The sequence below is a fragment of the Azohydromonas australica DSM 1124 genome (assembly GCF_000430725.1).
Taxonomy (GTDB): Bacteria; Pseudomonadota; Gammaproteobacteria; order Burkholderiales; family Burkholderiaceae_C; genus Azohydromonas; species Azohydromonas australica.
Window position 1 is genome coordinate 105,944 of record NZ_AUMO01000037.1, and the last position, 20,048, is coordinate 125,991.

The window sequence follows — 20,048 nt, forward strand, 5'->3', positions numbered from 1 at the left end:
ATTCATCGGTTAGAAAATGGATTTGTTGACCTGGGCCAGAGGTAATAAGTCGTCACACTGCACTGGGCTGATGGCGTCGGTCCAATTTCAAAGGCCTGAGTACCAGCACCATCATGAGCCGTGAGACGTGCCCGCCTTGCTGGTAGTGCCAGCACTACGGCGGCGGGCCTACCAACAGAAATTACGCGCGCCGCCTGTGGTAGGTAGGGTGCGCGCAGGGACACCTCAAACACGAGGGAAAACCTTGGCGTGAAACGCCCCCTCGCGTCCGAGGTGGAGGCACCACCTCCTGCGTTCTGACGCTCTTCCTACCTCCGCCGGATTTCCACCCAGGGGCCGTCGTGCCTTGCGTCGTTGGGTGCGTTTCAACATCCCATGGATCAAGCGGCTTAAGGACTTGCGCCGCCGTCCATCAGTCGCCATAAAAATCTTCGCAAGCACTTGCCAGTCAATAGAAATTTGACGGGCAATGCATCAACCTACGAGAAATCCGTTGACCCTGGCGGACGCATTATTGCCCCTCGGCACAGCGCGCCTTCCTGACGGCATCACGGCGCCGAGCATGGAAGCCCAGCAGCCCCAGGGCCGGCAGCAGCAGCGCCAGGGTGCCCGGCTCCGGAACGTCATGCGAGGGCGTGCCGATCGGTTCGTACGTGGAGCCGGTGTCGGGGCCGGTCGTGGGCTCCGGCGTGGGGTCCGACTGCGGCAGCGCCACCTCGGCCGTGGCGAACAGGTGGTTGTTGTTGATCTGAATGTTCGAGTTCCAGTTCTTCACCACCACGTTGCCGTTGATCTGGCCGTCCCAGCCGCCGCTGATGCTGGCATTGGGGGCCAGGATGCTGCCGAACACGCCCACGCCCTTGAGCACCAGATCGGTGGCATCGACGAAGTTGAACAGCACGTTGTAGCCGCGGAAGCCGTCCAGGCCCACGTTGCGGAAACCGGCCTGCTCGCCGTAGATGTTGAAGATCAGCGTCTGGCCCTGGCTCAGGTTGAGCAGCGAGATGCTGTTGCGCGACAGCAGGTCCGCGCCATCGATCTCGAAAACCTGCGTGCCCGCGCCGCCGTCGCCGACGAAGCTCACGCCGCCCCAGGGGTTCATGTTCACCGTGCCGGAAGCCGTCACGCTGGCCAGGTCCATCGACAGCGTGTTGAGCTGCTGCGCCGCGTCGGCAAAGGAAAACGGCGCCGTGCCGCCACGCTGCAGCGTGCCGCCGAAGCCCAGGTTCGACATGCTGGCCGAACCGCCCACGTAGGCGTTGCCGTGGTCGATGGAGCCGCTGCTGAAGCTCAGGTTGCCGCCCACCACCAGCGACTGGCCCGCGTAGCCGGCCTGGTTGTGCAGGTTCACGCTGTAGCCCGTCAGCGTCGCGTTGCCCTGCACGGCCACGGCGCCTTCGGTGTCGCTGTACATGCTGGTGAAGTTGCCCAGCGCAAAGACGTTGAAGTTGCCGGCCACGCCCAGGTTCACCGCCGCCGCCTGTGCCGAGGCCGGCACCGCCAGCACGCCCGCCGCTGCCAGCGCCACGGCGCATGCCGGCCCCTTGAGCCAGCGGGGAAGGCGCGATCTGGTGCAAGTCGAGGTAGAAGTCATGCTACAGGCGACCATATGACGGTCGAACAAGAACAACACGACTGCGATTCTTGCCTTGGCCAAAGCTACATCGTGACGCTTTTGTGAACAACACTCACCACTGGAAATGGGACTTTATTTGCTACGGCCACTGCTGAGGGCCATGTACGGATTCCACGCACGCGGTGCGCGCTTTGCGCACCGAGCCCGCAAGGCATTGGTCGCCGCAAGCTGCAAAGCGAGCAGGACTCGTGCTTGGGGCCGGTGCGATGCCTGCAGTCCACACCGCTGTTGCCAAGCCACAGCGGCTGCAGCGATCGAGCGCCCATTCCTGTGTCGGTACACGCAGCGCCAATGCACATTCCGTGGCCTGAAGTTGGAATCACGCTTTGCCGATGACCGGCCGCGAGGTGGACTGTGAAGTTTCTTGGTGTCGAGCTTCGTGTACCTGATCTCTTGGATCTGAGGAATTTGCCGCTGTACGCAGCCATCGGCGTCATCATCGGCCTGGGCCTGCTGTTCATCACCCATGGCCATCCCGGCGTGGTCATTGCCGAGGGAACGGCCGCCGTGGCGGCCGGGCTCCTGGCTGTGGCCGGTGCCAACGCCTCGGCCGGGTGGCGCGGCGTCACGATCTGCCTGGCTGGATCACTGTGCACCTACGGCACCGTACTGAGGCTGCTGTAGCGCCATCCGGTGCCGAATACCCGGGCCTAAACGGCTGTCCCCACGGCATGGGCAAGCCCATGTGCGCCGCCGAACTGGGCCATCAAGCTACCGCACGTCAATCAAGGGGAGAGTCCGTTTTTCCAGATTGACACGATTGTCCTGGCCGTCTTGGTAAGCCGGATTGTTCGGATTCATGCTGTCATTGCGGTCGTCGTTCGGGGTACGGGACATGATGAACTCCAGACGGGTTAGGCCAGCGTCCAGAAGCAGGCGTTGGCCTGCGCATGTTCTGCCGGCGTGAAGCCTGCTGTGCCTGTAGGGACGGATGGCCTGTCCTCGCTGCACGTCACCACCGCGCCCGCGCATTTGCCTAAATTTTAAGCAGCCAGCGAAATTCGTTATGTGTCAACGACTTGAGCTTGCCCGCCGTGCCTTGCGAACAGCCTTGTGCACAGATGCTGGGGACAAGCACCTCAGGTCGAGTTGCTATCGCCTACGACGGTATTGCTCGCCAAGGCAAGGTGGGCGGTACTGTCTTCCTGCCGGCAGATCGGCTCAGCCAACGGCGCCACCTCCAGCGCGCTGCTGCTCAGCGCTGGCGGGCCTCCCGCGTCTCGGCAATAGCCGGCGACCTCGTGCGAGGCAAGGTGGCGCGACCGGCCAACGACTGGGGCGGATCGGTCCCAGGGCGTCACGTGCCAGGTCTGCCAGAAGGCTCCCTGGCCGTCGAACTCGATACCGCCCAGCACCATGCCCAGCGGCGCGATCCACAGGAGCGCCACGTCGTGGAGCGGAGGCAGCAGCTGGTCCTCGATGGCTCGGTCCAGTGCGTGCAGCGTGGCCACGCGGCACAACCGGCGGCCCATCGCTTCAGCGGCCGCTTCCTGGACCCGCAAGTCACCGCGCACCGGCACGATGCGGCTGCGCTCCTCCTTGGGCACGGGGACGCCTCGGATTCGCTGGCGGCGGACCTCAAACAGCATCGGCGGCGGCTGGCGTGTCAACTTGGCGGCTCACCGCGGCGACCGGTAGCCGCCCTCGATCCATGCGCCGGCGCTGGCGGCGTTGAGCCTGAAGTCGGGGCGCACCTTCACGCTGGCCAGCTGCTCACCGAACACGTCCTTGGCCGACAGCACGGCGTAGGGCTCGTACTCGTCTAGCACGATGTCGAGTTCGACCGTGATGGTCTCGCCGCCGGCGTTCACCGTGACGCTCTTGTGCAGCATCGCGTGCTGGTGCTGCTCGGCGCGGCGCCGCACCTCGCTGGCGGTCTTCACCAGCGTGTTGAAGGCGTTCACGTCCAGCGGCTTGGGGTTCTTCTTGTCGCGGCCCATGGTCCACGGGCCCACCAGCACCGGCTCCGACTCGCCATGGTGCGTCATCGCCACCGCCCAACCGTCGTCGTCCGGGTTCTTGATGACCTTGGACGTCCAGCCGTTGTCGATCCACAGCCGGTCCTCGTGCACGGTTTCCAGCGCTTCGGCGTCCATGGGTCCTCCTCTGTTCTGTAACTGTATATCCATACAGTATTACAGATGACAACCAGCTTGGCGCTGTACGAGATAGCCGTAGGGAGGTCGATTCGGACAGATGCCGGGTTCATGGCACGGGCGCGCGACCAGCTCCGCCAACGCTGCGGCCTTTTGAGCCTGGAAGGCGAGATCGGCTCGGTGACGGTCATCGTGTGGCGGTTTCTGCGCGAGCAGCGGAGCCGGGAGCTGATGCACTCCCGGCTGCTGGCCGTCTACGGCGTGCGCCAGGTGAGGGCGAAGTCCGTCACCCCATCACACGGTGGCTGCACGACTTCACACCACTGCTGGGTCGGGCTGGCCAGCGAGAGCCAGGATTTCAGTGATTCGGCATCACGCGTAAAACGAATACCCGCAGTAGGCTGAGTGCGGACGTTCAACCGCGAGCACTATCCGGCCAACTCATACCTAAAGAGGTCTACACGGTGGAAAGTTAGGTTGGCACACCGGGGTGTGCAGCGCGCAGAGGCCTGAAAGTTTGGCTTGCAAGTTCTCTGGTTAAACCAGATTATTAGCAGAGTCTGAAAACATCCCAATTGTTGCGATAACCCTCTATGTCTTCTCTGTAAACCGAGTAGTTGGGCCAACTGTTACCGCCATACCTGGCAATTTTATGAACCACTTTGCTTGGAACAAGATAATAGTCTCCTGTCACATCGCCTGACTGGTCTCTACCGAGGTTAACAAATGCGTAAATATAGGAGTCGGTTCCTCTCGAAGGCTCCTTCTTTCCCAACAACCAGAACCTTGCTGATTTACTATTTGTTTTCACTTGCACAGAGAAAGCGACACGACACTCCGCGTCCGTTACAAGGATGTCTGCGCCAGCAGCACTTCTTGAAGTAGTTGAAGCGACTAGGCTCCTAGAGGAAAGTTGAGCGGCCACCAAGAAGGAGCCCGTCATCCCTGTAAATTGACCTTTGCTTGCCATAATTTTCTCAATTGATGTTCGAGATGAGAGGCATCACATGCGGGAGGTATACAGGCGCCTAGGGCGCACTTCTCCACTGTCCAAAGCATGTGACGTTTTAATCCAGGGAAACCACTAAAAAATGGGCAATTGGAAGACAGCCCACCGCAGTGGTGGGTAGAGGACACGCCGGCAAAATCAGTTATCCCCCCGGTGCGGAGTCGCCAGAGGTGGCCCTGATGGGGGTACGCACATAATGTTTATGCAGAACGCGGAGTGCGGGGCTGGATCTTAACTTTCAATTTACCTTCCGCATCTATCTCAATTTCAACATCGTGTTTATCCGACGCCATAGCAGCAGCAGCCACTCCAGCTGCGGCTCCTAACGCACCTCCTACTGCAGCACCAAATGGACCACCAACAAACCCTACAAGTGCGCCGACTGCAGCGCCTCCAAGTACATATAGAGCTTGGTAGTTAATCTTAGTTACCGCCTTGCTCATCGGTACAAACGCGAGTGTTTTCACATTAATCCAACCCTCGTGCTTATACCGCTCCGTTTCAAAAATTTTGCGAAATCTTTCTGGTAGATCTGTATATTTTTTGTAGTTCGTTATGACTTCAATATGCTCGCCAGTGCTCAATCCATCCTTCAGCTTTTTATAAAAAGCATCAGTGTCTTCAAAATTCATTTTCATCGTCATGCTGCCCTCTCTACAATGCAACTTGTGCAGTCATGATTATAAAGCTTCTGCGTATCAAGTTGTTAGTTTTCGACGTGGTGTTCAACGAAGGCATAACGGTGCGACAGGGCTGAACCGTGCGGCCGGGTTAACACGCAATCCTGATTGCGTCGTTACGCGAAGCGGATGCTGCTGCTCCAGCGGTGAAGGTTGGTCACCATCGAGCCAGTCGCGCGTTGATCATCGCAATTCGGGACACGGCACAGCAAGCCGTCGAGGCATGAGCCGCGGCCGACCCGCATGCAATCGCGGCGACGACCGCCGCAATGCTAAATATGGCAACCACCTCCACTGACCGCCGGCCCGACCACTACTGCTTTTACGGTGTCAGCCAACGATGCGTCCCCACTCTTGGCGTGCGCTGGAACTGCACCTCTCTACGACTTCGCAATCGCGGTGGGACGACGCTCCGCAGTTAGCTGCCGAACGACGTGCATTCCGACAGGCGCTTCGAGGCTGGGAGCGGTCGGTTGCTGATGCTCAGCCACAACCATCAGTTTCTAGGTTCTTTATTGCGATTGAAAAGCGACCGGAGACGCCGTTAGATATAACAACCGAACCAGTAATTGGTTCGCCAGCAGCATTATTATGCGCCTATTTCTGCTGTGTGCTCCGGATTCTTTCAAGACAATTACGCAGTGCGTCAATTCTTGTGGGACGCTACAGTTTGCGATAACAAGCGCTGCTTTGCTCGGGTACAAAGAACCTTAATCATCATCTCCTCATGGTGCAGGATCGCTGTTTCGTTTTTTGGCCCCCAATTCTTGTAAGTAAACATGAACACCTGCTTAAGACTTTCCACGGCCGAAGATTCGCTAAAGTGCCCCTTTTTTGCATCAGGAATTAGATTATTTAGTTTAGAGTTATTGCTACGACTAATTAAACAAAGATTGCCGAACGTGTCGCAGCCATGTGGCATTTTTTTAGATTCAGATAACCTCATATGCTGCCCCGCTGGATTTTGTGGATAGTGATGCTCAACAGAGGTGCGCAGTGTGAAAGCAAACTTTTTATAACCAATCATAACTGCATCCATGTCAATGCCGTCAAAAACAAAACCGTCCCTTAATTGACACCAAAGCAAATAGTCCAAACGGTTAAATATGAAGTTCTGGACGTCTGTTCCGCGATGCAAGTGAGTCTCGTTAATTTCCGAGGGCGTCTTCGTACCATTTTCAAAGCAAAGTTCATAGTAATCTATTGGTTCGTTGTCGCAAAAACGACCAAACAGAAATCTATCATTAATGAACTCCATGCGTTTCAGATAAGCTTGGCCGTCAATTTGCTCAGTATTTTGCTTGTACAAAAACCAAAGTGCAGCACTCAACCAATGTTTGTAGATCTGCGTCGGAAAGGAGACATGAAACATCGCCAATAGCATAACAATTTTCTGGCTCTCGCCTTCATCGAATGATTCTATGTAATAAATGCTATCCTTGTTGGTTCCTTGCTTGTATTTCAAAGTTTTAATCCCCCATTCGCCGTTGATTTGTCGCTTAATCACATAGCGATCAAAGAGCATTCGGCAACGCAGCAGATTGATAATAAAAATAGAGGGATTTGGCGAAAGATCTTCGCGCCCAAATGTCGCAAGCAATCGCTTGTCGTCAAGCGGCACATCTCGCTTTGGTCTTTCGCTGCAAATGCGCAAGACATGCAATAGAAAATTGTCGAAAGTGACTATACCACCAATATCATCTGCTTCGTCTGGTTCATCGTCCCGCGGCGGCTTGCTGGGCGGTTGGTTAATGATTTCGTTCAGCGATTTAGATTGATCGTGCCGAGTACTAGATTTTAGTGTGGCAACAACATGAGCGAGATTATTTGGAAAGGAATTCCAGTCCTTTCCAAACAACTTTGTGCGCGATTCCTTTGGGAAGGATAATTGTACGTACCGCCCCATATCGGCACACGCATCCCAAATTGCAGCAAATGCAGATTGTTGCTCCTCTGGCAATTGCTTCATCAGCCTGGCCTTGAGAATTTCATGCTTGGCGAGTTGTTCGCCACGGTTATTCATTACCTCAAAGTAATGATTTAAATCTGTTTCATTGGGTACTGGGGTGCGAATTATCTTAACTTGATTGAGTAAATAGGTTGTTATTTTACGAATATCTTTGGCGTTATGTTCTCGAAGTACACGAGTACATTCACGGTAAGCAACTAGCATCGTGTGCTCATCAGAATCATCGGCAAGGGAGCGACGTTTATTAAACAGGCGACTCAACGTCATGCTGGATACCTCCCGACTATCAAACTCTAGATTGATTCCTGCAATACCTTGCAACGACTGTCCAAACTCATTCTTTAGCGCCGCCAACAGAATCCCGAGGGTAGTGTGCCGCTGCTGTCCGTCTACAGTTTCAAACACATTTGGTCCACGCTGAAAAACCACCAGGCTACCGAGATAATAGTCGCGGCCGTCATTGGAAAGCGCGCAATCTCGGATATCAACAATTAGCTGCTGTACCTCTGCGGGAGTCCATGCATAGTTGCGTTGGTAGTTTGGAATAATATAGCATCCGCTTTCAAATAACTCGTGCACGGACAAATTTCTGATATCGTAGTTAGGCATGGAGATACCCCAGTTCTTTGAACTTTTCGATCAAGGCTTTGATCTTGTTGGCATTTGCTCGCACATCAGCGTCCAATAATGGTTCAATCATGTACGAGAGCACGTCTTCCGGATTGATTGCATTACGTATGGTTCTGATGAGTCCGTTGTGCGCCAAACCAGCATTATCGATGGATTCGGCTGCCACACGCTGCAGTGTCATGCGAAGGCGATAGCTCCATACGAAACATAGTTCTGCGGCCCTTTTTAACTCATGCTCACCAAACTTGTCATAATAAAATAGCAATGCTGCACAGAATAGGTCGCGTATGTAGTGGTCTCCGGGACGGTTGCGCCCTGGATAACTGTCAAGAATTTCGATAATATTTTCAAGCTGTGGATGTGGCTTTGAAAACAAGCGGCGGTATAGCATGAGATAATGTTTAACATATTCAAAGAACCGTCGGCCGTTAATTATGGGTTGATTAATTTGGAATGGATATTTATTTAGAGTTAAATCGACTTGACGCAGCGGCTCTACAAAAGGATGCTGCATTCTGTGAAGATTCACTCCTTTGAAAACACCAATTACCTCTCGATTAAATCCACTGCCAGATTCTCCTGCACACCATTGCCGCAAAGGATAAAGCACATCACCAAGGACCGCCCGTAATCCATGTCGGCTCTTATCATTTTGATCGTTTCGTACTTCTTCCTCCCATTGCTTGACGCAGGCGATGTGCGCTTCTTCCGTGTCGTCTTGCATCTCGCGCAAGTGGAACGCTTTAAGCAAATCATGTGGGAACAGGTCTTTGCCTCGCGCGTTTTGAGAGTCAAAAAATTGAAATGCCTCCCCAATATCATTAAGTTTTATACATACCACTTCACAACGTTCAACAAGAAATTTTCGTAAGACGCTGCGTTCGGCGGGAGATATTTGCTGGACTCGGTGCTGTATTAAGGCGAAGTTGCGCTGCAATGCGCGGATCGCGACCGGCGACATGAAGTGGTGATTAAGTAACGTCAGACGCATGGCACTATTGGGAGACAATGCTTTGCACAGCATTGTTAATGTCACGAGCCGTTGTTGACCATCAACGATATCAAGCGTGTCGTACTGATGCAATACTACGGTGCCAAGTCGGTAGGCCTGCTTGTGGCGATTTCGGACTAGGTCGTCTATCAGTTGGCTGACATGATGGCGCTGCCAGCGATAAGGCCTTTGGTAAGGCGGTATGCTTAAATTCTGCCCAAGTACGTCTTCTAGAGAAAGGACTTTTGATTCAACTTTCATCTGTGGCCATATATAACAAACAATTCGTCACATTGTACCTTAAAATCAGAATCTGGACGGTGTTCATGTTAGCTCGCAGTCACGAAGGCGTTAACGTGGCTGATAGGTAACCTACGGCTATGCCACAGAGCTGCTGGGCAGAGCCGGAAAGTAAACGCACGAGCGGAAATGTATAAGTAAGACTTGGCTCCTCGCTTTTAAGAAAAACAATGAAGCTAGAACCCGTTTGCTGTGATGTCTTTCTGGTCAATTAACAGTCGTTGTCCCAAAGCAGTGATCGTCCTTTCGTGGCCGGAATGCGTAATTCTTAGTCCATAGCCGGGCGGCCGCTTCCGCTGCGAAGCGGGTATTCGCGATGGCGAGTCGAATGCCTGCGACAGGCACGGTGTGGATTCAGGTGCGGCTTCTACTCCACCGCTGCACACCGTCTCTCTGCTCGGCGTTTTTGTTCTGACGGCTGATGTAGACAAGGGGGCTTCAATTCGACGGCGGCTGTTGCCCAGCAGGAAGCTGCGCCGGCGCAGCAGCCACCGCTGCGAGGAGATCCAGCGCCCGTTGCGCCTTCTCCCGGGGCACAAAAAGGTGGTCATGGTGGAAAGCCGCCACAGCATTGCACGGGATGTCGGCCTCAGCCAGCACCGCGGAAACCGCGGCCAAGAACCCCACGGCGTCCAGCGAGGAGTGAATCGTGAGCGTGATCAGACCCGACTCGAACTGGTAGGGCACGCCGGCGCGCTGGGCCTCGTCCAGCGCGAGGATGACGCTGAGCCCCTCGGCCTCGCGGAAGGTGGCGATGGGCGCCAGGCCGGCAGGCACGTTTTCGTCCGGAAAGGTGCAAAACACGAAGGTGCCGGGCTGCAGCTTCGGCGTCATGTGCCGCAGCAGCTTTCTCAGGTCGCGTTCGCCGGTCATGGCGTCTCATCGTTCCAGGGTGCGTCCGATGCCGGCCAGCCATCGGCATCGGTTGCCGCCGCGGCTGCAGGCGGCGCTGCCGGTGCTGATGCCGGCGAGCGATAGTCCTCTTGCTGCGTCGCTACCCTGGCCTGGCGCAGCGGCGGCTCCGCACCGGTCACCGCCTCGCGCTTGCGCTTCACCTGGTACGCCGTGAGCACCTGGCTCGCGATCAGGTCCAGCGCCGGCCGCGCCTGGTTCTCCCGGTCTACCCACACCTTTGGCGTCAGCGTCCCGGCCAGCGACACCGCGTCGCCGTCCGACAGCGCCAGCAGCGCCGCCTGGGCGGTGGCGTCGAAGGCCAGCACGTTGACGAAAAGCGCCTCGCCGCCGCTGGTGGCGGCGCGGACCTTGGCCACGGTGAAGACCTTGCCGGTGCTGTTGCTCGTGCGCTGCTCGGGGCGGCCGTACACCTTCCCTGCAACGAGTCCTTCGATCACGACCTGCTCCTTCCGTGTAGCTGCCCGGCGTCCAGACGCAGCTCGGCCCCATCACTTACGCAGTTGTACGCCAGCCATCAGGACCATGGTGCATCGTCAGCCTTCACCACCGACGTGGCCCACGGTGGCTGCCCGCCGGCGCCCTGCCCTAACAACCTGAGCACCCTTGGCCGCCGCGGCGCCAACACAATCGTTCGTCTCTCCCCTGCCAGCGCGCCGAGGCCGCCCATGAGCTACGACTACAGCAGCGCCAACGCCACCCTGGAGCTGCCCAACCCCTACCGGGTGCAGAACAAGCTGCTGTTCGCGTGCGCGGCGCTCATGGGCGCGGCGGCTCTCTTCACGCTGTTCGAGCACCGCCAATCGCTGGACCCCATCGCCGTGGCAGTCGGCCTGGGGCTGCTGTTCGCCAGCGTCGTCACCGCCGCGACCGGGGCCAAGCGGCTGCGCTTCTTCTTCGGCCGCGGCCGGCCGGCGTCGCTAGCGCCGGAGCTGCCCAATGCCATGGTCGGCACTTCGGACCAGGCCTCGACCATCAAGCGCATCCTGCGCGACGGGGCACTGACCTATCCCGAGCCCGCCCGGGCCATCGAGGGCGTGCTGTACCACTGGGTGCCGCGCCTCATCACCGCGCCGCTGGCCATCCAGGAGCAGGCCAAGGTCGCCTTCTACAACCTGTGCGCGATGCTGGTCACGGCCGTGAGCTTCGCGCTGGCTTGGGGGCTGTTCGGCACCGAGGCGTCGCGCCCGCTGCTGAGCATGGCGTACTTCGCCTTCGGCGTCTTCTTCCTGCTGCGCCCGGTGGTGAGTGCCGGTACCGCGCGGCTGACCACCGCGTCGCTCGTGGCGCTGCTGGCCGTGGCGATCCTGGGCCCTGCGCTGGTGGGGCTCGTCTCCCGGGCACTGCCGCAGGTGCCGCAGATTTCCCTGGCGCCGCAGACGACGATGCTGCTGGCCTCCGGCCTGGTGGCCGTGGCCCTGGTGCTGGCGGCCACGCTGGAGCAGGTGCAGCCGCCGCCGCCCACGCAAACCAGCGCGCGCCAGAGCCGCGTGTCGCTCAACGTGCCGCCGAGCCTGCTGCTCGACGAGCTGGAGCGCCATCTGCAGGAGCAATGGGTCGAGCGCATCCCCAACCGCCGCTACTCGCGCATCTCGCCCGTGATTGATCCGCAGCTGCACGCCGGGCCCTTCGCCGGCGAACTGCTGGAGGAAACCCAGCCCATGCCCATGGCGCACGCGGCGCCGGCCACCATCGTCCAGGCCCTGCGGTCCAGGCGCCACCGGTTCCTCACGCTGCTCGACCTCTACGCCGCGCTGCTCATGTTGGTGGCCGTGGGCTGTGCGCTGGCCTTCGTGCGCTCGGTCGGTGGCGGCGGGGACCTGCCGCTGCGGCTGCTGGGCGCGGCGTCGATCTTCCTGGTGGTGGCGGCGTTCGGCTTCCGGGCGTCGAGCCGCCTGTGGGGCCGCTTCGACTTCGCCTCGGTGCTGACCTGGGTCGAGATGGAGGGCACCTACCAGACGGCGAGCATCGGCACGGGCAATACGCTCACCGGCAAGGTCCAGAGCTCCAACCAGATCGTCCGCACGGAATCCATGACGCTGCGCGTATGGCGCGCCCGCATCGAGTCGGTGGTTTTCGGCAAGGACAGCGCACGGCAAGTCACCGCCATGTTTTCCACCGACGCGGAGGCCCAGGCGCTGGCAGACCACCTGATTCAGTTCGGCCAGTCGCGCGCGAGCCTCGTGGCGCCGGCCAGCGCCGAGGACCTGGGCCGTATCCAGGCGCTGGCCACCGCCGAGCGCGCGCTGCAGGGCGCCATCGCCTCGCCGCCCCAGGACCGCATCGCGGCTGACGTGGCCGCCGCGCTGGGCAGCCCGGAGGGCGCCGCCGCGCCGGCACCGCCGGCCGCACAGCCCAAGCCCAAGTTCTGCCCGTCCTGCGGCCACCGGAATCCGGCCAACGCCCGGTTCTGCATGGACTGCGGCGTGAAGTTCGAAGGCTGAGCCCGGCCATGTCTCGGTGCCTGGAAACTGGGGCGACGCAGCAACCCGCCATGCTTGATGTACCCAGCCGCGTGACGGTGTCGCGTGATTGCGCCGCCTCAGGGGGCCGCAGTTGCAGTCCCGACGAAGTTGTAAGCCAGTGATCTCGGCCACGCCACGTAGCCCGCCTCCATGTCGGCCGAAAAGCCGGCCTCTGCCAGCAGCCGTGGAACGTCCCGGGTGAGATGGCAGCCGCCGGCAATCCTGCTCCAGTACGGCTCCAGCCGAGCCTGCCATTTCGCCACTGGCGCATCGGGTGCCAGGCCATGCTCTGCGAACAACAGCTTGCCGCCCGGGCGCAGTACGCGCCGCATCTCGCGCAGAGCTTGATCCGGGGACGACACGGAGCACAGCGTGTAGGTACAGATCACGGTATCGAAGGAGCCCGACTCCACGGGCACCTCCTCGGCAGAGAGCTGCAGCAACTCCACCGGCAGGCCCAGGCGCTGGCTGCGCTTGCGGGCCAGCGCGTGCATCTCCGTCGCCGGGTCGATGCCCACCAGCCGCTCGACCTTTGCGCGGTCGTAGAAGGCCAGGTTCAGACCTGTGCCGATGCCGATTTCTAGCACCCGCCCGGCTGCTTGAGGGATCACCTTGCGCCGCTGGCGCGCGATGGGCGAGAGGCCGCAGGCGAAGTCCAGCAGGTACGGCAGGACGTGGCGGTCGTACCAGGACGATGTGGGCGACATGGGGGCTGTTCCCTTCACTGACGTTGCCGGGAAGGTATAGCTGCTGGCAACGGATGACGGCGCAGCCATTCCTGCAGTCGGCCCTCCTGCTGCACATCCCATTCCCAGTGGCGACCGGGGTAGGCATCTTGGTAGATCGACCGCTTCTTCTCGCGCCGTGCCGCATAGTCGGCCAGGGTGCCCATGCCGTAGATCTCGATGGGGACAGGCTGCGCCGTGTCCTCCAGCACGAAATCCGGAAACACCGACTCGGCGGCGTCGTAGCGCAGCGGCTTCTCGAACTGCCGGCCCTGTGCGACCAGCAGCTGAGTAAACTCGAACTCGCGCGAGGAGTCGATCGGAATCCATGCCGGTGTGATTGCCGTCGCAACCACGTTTTCGACAATGGCGTAAGGCGTGCCTTCATAGGTCCGGGTACCGGCCAGCGCCAGGACCGCCAGCCGTGCCCCGACGTGCAGCAGGGACAGGGCGCGCTCAAAGCTGGGCGCAAGCAGGTCTTCGAAGGTCCTGCCGACATCGCCGCCGCGCACCGTGACGCCCAGCAGCGGTCTGAGCGTCGGGCGCTGCCTCGCATCCACCAGGCGGGCAAGGTGCATCGCGTCCTCGATCACGGCCAGCGCCAGCACCTTCTTGTCCTTGTCGGCCGCGGCCTTGAGCTTGGCGAAGTTCGCCCGCGCGGTGGATAGCGCCGGCGTCTCTTGCAGCAACAGGAAGTCCTCGATGCCCCAGTGCGCGCTGCGAAGGCCCCTGATCCGGATCTGCCGGGCCGCGTGACGCAGGCGGCGCACCAGGTCGGGAAGTTCCGGCACTTTGCCTACGACGTGCCGGTTCAGCCATGCCCGCTCCCAGAGCAGGTGCAGCAGCCCCAGCGGCGTCATACGCGCGTATATACGCCGCGGCACTGCCCTGGGTCCGAGCCGCACCACGCTGGCCCGCGGCTCCGTGGCACCGGCCGAGTTGCGCAGCGACTCGCTCAAGGCGACAACCTGGTTGCCCTCCTCGTCCACCGCCAGCACGCTGTCGTCGTAGCCCAGCCGAGCCGCATCCTCTGCAGCGATGTCGAAATGCCGGCATGAGCGGTGGTGCTCGTTGCCGCTGCGTGGCACCCTGGCCAGGCTCAGCGAGGTGCTGCGGTTCTGGCGGATGTACATCGGAAGCCGAGTGTCGGGGGCATCCGTGCGCTGGCAGGCGCAGAAGACATGCTCGGTGCTTGCGTGGTGAAAGGGTTTGAGCAGCGCGTGGATCTCGTTGTCCAAAAGGCTGCTGAAGTCATGCCGTTGACCGTCGATCCAGTAATGCATCGAACTGCCCCGTGATGAGCCAGCAGCCGCTGCTGCGAGCCCGCGACTACAGGCGCTCAACAGCTGTGGACCATGCCCGCGAGAAACCTAACCTATGCCTTGTTCTGGCCCGTCGGGCTGGCGCACCGGCGGCTGCCTTGAGTGCTCTCTTGCTTTCTCCATCGCGTGCACCATGCGAGCCATGGGCGTGCCCGCCAGAAATCTGCGCAGGTCATCGGCAAGTTGCTGGTCAGCCGGATCTGCCGAAGCCTGCAGCGCATTGTGAATGTGGGCCCAGGCTTCGAGCACCCGGTACATCGTGGGCAGCTTGATGGCAACCTTGCCATGGCCCTTGTGCTCCTTGTCCAGGCGCCCTTCCTCGTACGCCTTGACCTGCCACAGCAGGTCGGAGTCGCGCACGACGCCGCGCGCCACACGTTTTGTGGCGTCAGCCTCGATGCCATGGTCACGCAGCGCCCGCGCGAAGCCCTCACGCCAGCGGTGCAGGTCAGGCTTGCGTGTGGGCAGTCGCTTGAAGTTGCGGCCTTCGGCGCGCACGACCAAGTGGACATGCGGATTGTCCTGATGTTCGTGAACCACCCAGGCGTGCTGATGGTTGCCGAACTCCTTGGCAACAAACTCCTCGACTGCGGCGACCATGCCGTTGACGTCGGTGCCGGCGGGCATGCCCAGGCTGACGTGATAGGCCTCTCGCCTGTCGCTGCTCTCGGGTATCAGCGATCCGCCGTAGCGGAAGTCGTCGGCCACCTCGCCCACGCCTGACATGCCGGCATGCGGCTCGCCTCGATCGTCGGTCAACGGCAGCTTGCCGTGCTTGGTGATGTAGGCGAGGTGCCCCATCAGCTGCTTCATGCCATTGCTGGTGCCGGTGATCTTCACCATCACCTGAGGCACGCGGTACACGACGGCCTCGATGTGCCGGCGGATGACGCGCGCGCCTGCCTGCGGCGACTTCGGCAGGCGCGGTGCACTGGCAGGCCTGCCATGCCTGGGCTCGGGGTAGAAGAGCAGTTGGCCATGCTGAAGGAGCACGCCATCGACGGTCTGGGCCATGACCACTTCCCCCATCGCCTTGCGTTGATCCACTCCCCGCGCTGAAGCACGGGGATTCCTACGGCGTGACGCGCGACTCTTCTGCCTTTTGGGCAGGCCTCGCCGCGCGTTCTTGCCGCTCTCGCATGCGAGCAGCTCCGACGCCCCTCAGAGGGCGTGAGGCGGCCGCAGGCCGCCAGCTTGCTGCTTGAACCGGACTGGACGCCGCACGCGCTAGTAGCGGATACGCAACCGCCCAGGCTTGCGAGGCCTGGGAAGCATCCAATCCATCGGCTGAGACGAACAATGCGAGCCAGGCGCTGTAGAGGTCGCGCTGCACGATCTGGCCGGAGCCATCGCGGAGCTCGTGCCACCGCAGGCTCAGCGGCTTCCTGACGAAGTCGCCCCGCGTGTGGTCGAATTGGCTGAGCTTGTGCCGGCCCGCATTGAATTCGACAAGCGAGCCGCCAGCATTCCCGGCTTTGCGGCTCACCTTCTCCATAAACATGCCCGGGGCCGTGGCCTTCATGCGCCGGCCCCAGTTCTTCTGCCATGCCTTCTTGCTGAGCTTCTCGGTGCGAACTACCTTACCGAAGTCGCGCAGCACGATGTTGGCCAAGCGGCTGTGCGCGCGGTCGCGCCTCTCGGCCATGACGCGCTCCTGCTCGGCCAGGTGCCGGCACAGGGCGAGATATCGGATCGACCGCTCGGTGGCGCGCGTGCCCTTGCGCCAGGTGCCGTCCTCGTTGAAGCACTGCGGGTTGGTCGCCCGGCGCGAGCGGTCCATGGCGCGCTGCAGGCGGCGTCTGGCGGCCATGTCCTCCTTGACCTCGGGCAGGAACGACACCAGCGCCGCCTTGTCGGACGCCACGATGGCGGCCGTAGACGGACCAAGGTCGATGGCGGCCACGCCGTCGCGGGCCTCGAAGCGTTGCAGCGGCAGCCCGTCGCACACGAGCTGCACGAACCAGCGGACCTCGCCCTGGATCGTGCGTCGGATCAGGCGCACGTACTTGACCTTGCCAGACAAGGCGTGTGCCTGCACGCCGTCGCGGTCGCGCTTGTCGAAGACGGGGCGAAGCGTCATCGCGCGGTCGCGGCGCTTGCCACCCCACACGACGCGGTCGCCCTTCCAGTTCAGCGGCGAGGTCGGCCCCTTACCCTCGACGGAGGCGATCTCGCCGCGGCGCTTGAAGCGCGGCTGGCCCCGCTTGCCAAAGGCGTGCTCGTCGCACGCGCGGAAGGCCCGCGAGGCCAAGGTCTGCGCCGTGTGCGAGTCGATCAGGCCGTCCAGGTAGCGGGAGGCTCGGATGTGCAGCGCGACGACGTCATGGGCCGCGAACTCGCTGAATCCGTGCGCCTTGCGCTGGGCATCGTCACCCTTGGGAGCCTTGCACGCCTGGGCGTACCGAGGGTCGTTGCGCATGCTACGGAGCCGAGCAAGCATCTCTTGAAGCACGACGTTGTAGGCGAAGTGCACCACGCCGAACCGCTTCTCCAGCGCATGGGCCTGCGCGCGATCGACGCGCAGCGGAAACTCGTGAATGAAGGTCGGCTTGGGCTTTCGGACCATGACCAAATATGCTTGACCGATAGGACCGCATCAAGAGACAAGGTGCGGCCGAGCGGTGTCCTGTTCGTTGAGCACGCACGCCCCTTCGAACGTTCTACGCACCACGCCAGGAGGCGTCAAACGGCACGGCGCAACGCCAAGTGTCCGCGCGGGTGGCCCGTCCTCGTGCCGAGCCATGGCCGCGGCAGCGCGGGGCGTCGCGAAGTAGATTCCGTCCTTCGTCGGACCACGCAGCAGGCCGGCGGGGCAAGCGGGGGCTGGAGCACCGGTGCATCAGGCAGACCGGGGGCTGCCCTGCCCTCCCCTGCTGCTGCCCAGCCGACAGGAGCAGCCAGGGCCCGGGTGCTGGAGCTTCCCGGATGTCGGGCCCGCAGTGGCGGCCCTGGATGGACGTGTGTGCCGTCGTGTGACCTCGTGCTGCAGGCTGGCCTGAAAACGGACATGCAGCCCTTGTCTCCAGCTCGTTTTCGCCCGCAAAGGTGTGTATGATGTGCGCACATGAAGCGCACCAATATTCACCTTTCAGAACAGTCTCGGGAGGCGCTTCAAGCGCTGTCGGAGCGTACTGGCATCACGGTTTCGGAGCATGTGCGCCGTGCGATCGATGAGTATCTGAAGCGCAACAAGGCACCAGCGCCCCGCCCTGCTGCGACCAGCGAGAAAGCCCATTGACGAACCTTTTTGTTCGCCAGGCCCGGCGCCAGGATTTAGCCAGAGCGCAAGTCGGCCGAAACAACGAAGTGGCTCAAGCCCAACAATCAACCGAGAGAACCCAACCGTGAAAACAGTCGTGCTTGCAAATCAGAAGGGTGGCGTGGGCAAGTCGGCCATCGCCTGCCTCCTGGCCCACTGGCTGGCCGCGCAGGGCTACCGCGTCCTGGCAATCGACGTCGACCACCAGGGCAACATGACCAAGCCGCTCACGAAGTCGGGCAAGGCCTTCGTGGCGCCGATGTCCGCTCACCAGGTCTTCACGGACGCCGCCTCGGCCAGCAACGGGATCGCCGAGGAACACCCGTTCGTGCTGATTCCGAGCAGCCACGAGCTCAAGGCGCTGGAGCAGCAGCGTGAGCAGCACAACCAGTTCGCGAGGAACCTGCGCGTCTTCCTGCATCACGCCGACCAGCGGTTCGACTTCTGCATCATCGACACCAACCCGAATCCCGACATCCGCGTCGTGGCCTCGCTGGTGTCGGCCGACTTCGTCCTCTCCCCGATCCAGTTGAACCAGGAGGCACTGGACGGCATCCAGGGCTTGCTGCTCGACGAGCGGGTCGGGGTCGAGCGGATCCGCGAGAAGCTCAATCCGAAGCTCCGGTTCCTGGGCATCTTGCCCACGATGGTCGAGCCGACGCCGTATCAGAAGGAGAACCTGCGCCAGCTGGTGGCCTCCTCGCAGATCCGATCAAAGATGGTGGCCATGGTGGACGCGCCAACAGGCGGCGCCGACTACGCCTTCATCCCCAAGCGCACGGCCATCGCCAAGGCCCAGGGTGCCGGCCAGTTCCTGGCCGAGATCAAGGGGGATACGGCCGCGCGTGACTCCTGGCGCGAGATCCAACCCGTCATCGCCCGCGTGGCGCAACTCATGGGAGCCGCCTGATGCTCGAACTGCCCGACCTCGACCTGGGGGCGCTCAACGCGAGCGCTGTAGAACCTGCGGGCACGCCGCTGCAGCTGCGGCTCGACGCGATCGACGAGGACCCCAACCAGCCGCGCATGGAGTTTGACCAGGAGACGCTGCAGGAGCTGGCCGACAACATCCGCGAGCGCGGTGTGCGCCAGCCGGTGTCGGTCCGCAGCCACCCGACCCAGCCCGGGCGCTACATGCTGAACTTCGGCGCGCGCCGGTTGCGGGCGTCGCGCATGGCTGGCAAGGAGACGATCCCGGCCTTCGTGGACGAGACAGCCAACGACTTCGACCAAGTGGCGGAGAACGAGCAGCGCAAGGGGCTCACGCCGCTGGAGCTGGCGCTGTTCGTCAAGAAGAAGCTCGACGAGAAGATGAGCCAGGGCGAGATCGCGAGAAGGCTCGGCAAGTCCCGTCCGCTCATCACCTACGCCTGCGCCCTGATCGATGCGCCCGACTGGGTCATGAACGCCTACCGCAGCGGCAAGTGCCAGGGACTCTTCGAGATCAACGAGCTGCGCAAGCTGTACGAGGCGCACCCGGATGCGGTGGAGCAGTGGGGTGCCGGACAAGAGGCTTTCACGCGGACAACGCTGGCAAGGCTCAAGACGCAGTTGGGTTCACCAGCACCGGGCAACGTCGAAGAGGCTGCCCAGGTGGTAAACGGTTTACCAGCCACGACCTCACCCGCAGCAGCAACCGCACCGGTAAACGGTTTACCAGTGCCCGGTGTCCAGACCGGAGAACAGCAGCCGGTAAACGGTTTACTACCCCAGGAGCCGGCGGGAGTGATGGACGTGGCGGTCGTCCAAGGAGCGTCCGAATCGCCTGCCGACTCGCCAACCAGTGCTGCGCCGGCTGACGGCCAGGACAGGCTGCCGCGCCCTGCCCCGGCCCGTGCGACCGGCCTGCGGGTCGTGGTCCGGTACGGTGAAACGCTGATGGAAGTCGCCACCGACGCCAAGCCGCGCAAGGACCGCATCCCGGTCCGCCCCCTGGGCAGCGACGAGGGCGTGCAGCACGTCGCGCCTGGCAAGCTGCAGCTGGTCCGCGTCGAGACGCCCTGAATCTTCACAGAGCACTTTGCAAGACAGCACCAAGAAGCCGCCTGCGGGCG

Annotated in this window: 19 protein-coding genes; 6 read left to right on the top strand and 13 right to left on the bottom strand. The window is 61.3% G+C overall.

Going from position 1 to position 20,048, the window contains the following annotated elements; all coding sequences use genetic code 11:
- Positions 1-511 precede the first annotated feature (511 nt).
- Positions 512-1,528, bottom strand: a complete 1,017-nt coding sequence (locus H537_RS41395) for a choice-of-anchor A family protein (protein ID WP_051241973.1) — start codon at positions 1,526-1,528, stop codon at positions 512-514.
- Positions 1,529-2,044: 516 nt separating this feature from the next.
- On the opposite strand from H537_RS41395, the gene H537_RS0105460 reads away from it, so the two are divergent.
- A complete protein-coding gene (locus H537_RS0105460; protein ID WP_028997083.1) occupies positions 2,045-2,260 on the top strand; it encodes a hypothetical protein in 216 nt (71 codons plus the stop codon).
- Positions 2,261-2,347: 87 nt separating this feature from the next.
- On the opposite strand, the gene H537_RS56235 is transcribed toward H537_RS0105460, so the two are convergent.
- The 3 genes from H537_RS56235 to H537_RS0105470 form a co-directional block, all read right to left on the bottom strand.
- Entirely contained in the window at positions 2,348-2,473 is a 126-nt protein-coding gene (locus H537_RS56235; protein WP_259375218.1) for a hypothetical protein, read from the bottom strand.
- Positions 2,474-2,715: 242 nt separating this feature from the next.
- Entirely contained in the window at positions 2,716-3,225 is a 510-nt protein-coding gene (locus H537_RS0105465; RefSeq protein ID WP_028997084.1) for a hypothetical protein, read from the bottom strand.
- Positions 3,226-3,255: 30 nt separating this feature from the next.
- A complete protein-coding gene (locus tag H537_RS0105470; protein WP_028997085.1) occupies positions 3,256-3,732 on the bottom strand; it encodes a hypothetical protein in 477 nt (158 codons plus the stop codon).
- Positions 3,733-3,789: 57 nt separating this feature from the next.
- Here H537_RS0105470 and H537_RS0105475 point away from each other — a divergent pair, with 57 nt between their 5' ends.
- A complete protein-coding gene (locus H537_RS0105475) occupies positions 3,790-4,137 on the top strand; it encodes a hypothetical protein (RefSeq protein ID WP_156901435.1) in 348 nt (115 codons plus the stop codon).
- An 804-nt stretch (positions 4,138-4,941) separates the two neighbouring features.
- Here H537_RS0105475 and H537_RS50680 read toward each other — a convergent pair.
- The 5 genes from H537_RS50680 to H537_RS50305 form a co-directional block, all read right to left on the bottom strand.
- Positions 4,942-5,385: a hypothetical protein gene (locus H537_RS50680; protein WP_211234967.1), complete on the bottom strand. Its 444-nt coding sequence runs from the start codon at positions 5,383-5,385 to the stop codon at positions 4,942-4,944.
- A gap of 682 nt (positions 5,386-6,067) precedes the next feature.
- Entirely contained in the window at positions 6,068-7,999 is a 1,932-nt protein-coding gene (locus H537_RS50685; protein ID WP_084150456.1) for a GmrSD restriction endonuclease domain-containing protein, read from the bottom strand.
- Positions 7,992-9,272, bottom strand: coding sequence for a DUF262 domain-containing protein (locus H537_RS50690; protein ID WP_084150457.1), 1,281 nt, complete (start codon positions 9,270-9,272; stop codon positions 7,992-7,994). Before H537_RS50690 ends, H537_RS50685 begins: the two co-directional genes overlap by 8 nt.
- A 477-nt stretch (positions 9,273-9,749) precedes the next feature.
- Positions 9,750-10,184, bottom strand: a complete 435-nt coding sequence (locus H537_RS0105500; RefSeq protein WP_028997088.1) for an ACT domain-containing protein — start codon at positions 10,182-10,184, stop codon at positions 9,750-9,752.
- Positions 10,181-10,663, bottom strand: coding sequence for a single-stranded DNA-binding protein (locus tag H537_RS50305; protein WP_084150458.1), 483 nt, complete (start codon positions 10,661-10,663; stop codon positions 10,181-10,183). The genes H537_RS0105500 and H537_RS50305 overlap by 4 nt, the downstream gene beginning before the upstream one ends.
- Positions 10,664-10,891: 228 nt before the next feature.
- On the opposite strand from H537_RS50305, the gene H537_RS48900 reads away from it, so the two are divergent.
- Positions 10,892-12,667 (top strand): zinc ribbon domain-containing protein, encoded by a 1,776-nt coding sequence (locus H537_RS48900; protein WP_051241974.1) that lies wholly within the window; start codon positions 10,892-10,894, stop codon positions 12,665-12,667.
- Positions 12,668-12,765: 98 nt separating this feature from the next.
- Here the strand turns inward: H537_RS48900 and H537_RS0105515 are convergent, their stop codons facing one another.
- The 4 genes from H537_RS0105515 to H537_RS0105530 all read right to left on the bottom strand — a co-directional run bounded on the left by H537_RS0105515 (position 12,766) and on the right by H537_RS0105530 (position 17,301).
- Positions 12,766-13,395, bottom strand: coding sequence for a class I SAM-dependent methyltransferase (locus H537_RS0105515; protein ID WP_028997089.1), 630 nt, complete (start codon positions 13,393-13,395; stop codon positions 12,766-12,768).
- Between the two features lie 14 nt (positions 13,396-13,409).
- Positions 13,410-14,696, bottom strand: coding sequence for a DUF1173 family protein (locus tag H537_RS0105520; protein ID WP_028997090.1), 1,287 nt, complete (start codon positions 14,694-14,696; stop codon positions 13,410-13,412).
- An 87-nt stretch (positions 14,697-14,783) separates the two neighbouring features.
- Positions 14,784-15,749, bottom strand: coding sequence for a relaxase/mobilization nuclease domain-containing protein (locus tag H537_RS0105525; RefSeq protein WP_043458276.1), 966 nt, complete (start codon positions 15,747-15,749; stop codon positions 14,784-14,786).
- A 58-nt stretch (positions 15,750-15,807) separates the two neighbouring features.
- Positions 15,808-17,301 (bottom strand): hypothetical protein, encoded by a 1,494-nt coding sequence (locus H537_RS0105530; RefSeq protein ID WP_028997092.1) that lies wholly within the window; start codon positions 17,299-17,301, stop codon positions 15,808-15,810.
- Between the two features lie 498 nt (positions 17,302-17,799).
- On the opposite strand from H537_RS0105530, the gene H537_RS50695 reads away from it, so the two are divergent.
- The 3 genes from H537_RS50695 (at position 17,800) to H537_RS48905 (ending at position 19,998) form a co-directional block, all read left to right on the top strand.
- Complete coding sequence (locus H537_RS50695) at positions 17,800-17,973, top strand: ribbon-helix-helix domain-containing protein (protein WP_084150459.1); 174 nt, start codon at positions 17,800-17,802, stop codon at positions 17,971-17,973.
- A gap of 118 nt (positions 17,974-18,091) precedes the next feature.
- On the top strand, positions 18,092-18,904 hold the full coding sequence (locus H537_RS0105535) for a ParA family protein (protein WP_238446615.1): 813 nt from the start codon (positions 18,092-18,094) through the stop codon (positions 18,902-18,904).
- Positions 18,904-19,998 carry a ParB/RepB/Spo0J family partition protein gene (locus H537_RS48905; RefSeq protein ID WP_051241976.1) on the top strand — a complete coding sequence of 365 codons (1,095 nt, stop codon included), beginning with the start codon at positions 18,904-18,906 and terminating at the stop codon, positions 19,996-19,998. Before H537_RS0105535 ends, H537_RS48905 begins: the two co-directional genes overlap by 1 nt.
- Positions 19,999-20,048 lie beyond the last annotated feature (50 nt).

Coding starts and splice junctions, on each gene's coding strand:
- H537_RS50695 (WP_084150459.1), top strand. CDS start 17,800: ATGAAGCGCACCAATATTCACCTTTCAGAACAGTCTCGGGAGGCGCTT.
- H537_RS0105500 (WP_028997088.1), bottom strand. CDS start 10,184: ATGACCGGCGAACGCGACCTGAGAAAGCTGCTGCGGCACATGACGCCG.
- H537_RS0105530 (WP_028997092.1), bottom strand. CDS start 17,301: ATGGTCCGAAAGCCCAAGCCGACCTTCATTCACGAGTTTCCGCTGCGC.
- H537_RS0105470 (WP_028997085.1), bottom strand. CDS start 3,732: ATGGACGCCGAAGCGCTGGAAACCGTGCACGAGGACCGGCTGTGGATC.
- H537_RS48905 (WP_051241976.1), top strand. CDS start 18,904: ATGCTCGAACTGCCCGACCTCGACCTGGGGGCGCTCAACGCGAGCGCT.
- H537_RS50680 (WP_211234967.1), bottom strand. CDS start 5,385: ATGACGATGAAAATGAATTTTGAAGACACTGATGCTTTTTATAAAAAG.
- H537_RS50690 (WP_084150457.1), bottom strand. CDS start 9,272: ATGAAAGTTGAATCAAAAGTCCTTTCTCTAGAAGACGTACTTGGGCAG.
- H537_RS48900 (WP_051241974.1), top strand. CDS start 10,892: ATGAGCTACGACTACAGCAGCGCCAACGCCACCCTGGAGCTGCCCAAC.
- H537_RS0105525 (WP_043458276.1), bottom strand. CDS start 15,749: ATGGCCCAGACCGTCGATGGCGTGCTCCTTCAGCATGGCCAACTGCTC.
- H537_RS56235 (WP_259375218.1), bottom strand. CDS start 2,473: ATGTCCCGTACCCCGAACGACGACCGCAATGACAGCATGAATCCGAAC.
- H537_RS0105515 (WP_028997089.1), bottom strand. CDS start 13,395: ATGTCGCCCACATCGTCCTGGTACGACCGCCACGTCCTGCCGTACCTG.
- H537_RS50685 (WP_084150456.1), bottom strand. CDS start 7,999: ATGCCTAACTACGATATCAGAAATTTGTCCGTGCACGAGTTATTTGAA.
- H537_RS0105520 (WP_028997090.1), bottom strand. CDS start 14,696: ATGCATTACTGGATCGACGGTCAACGGCATGACTTCAGCAGCCTTTTG.
- H537_RS0105465 (WP_028997084.1), bottom strand. CDS start 3,225: ATGCTGTTTGAGGTCCGCCGCCAGCGAATCCGAGGCGTCCCCGTGCCC.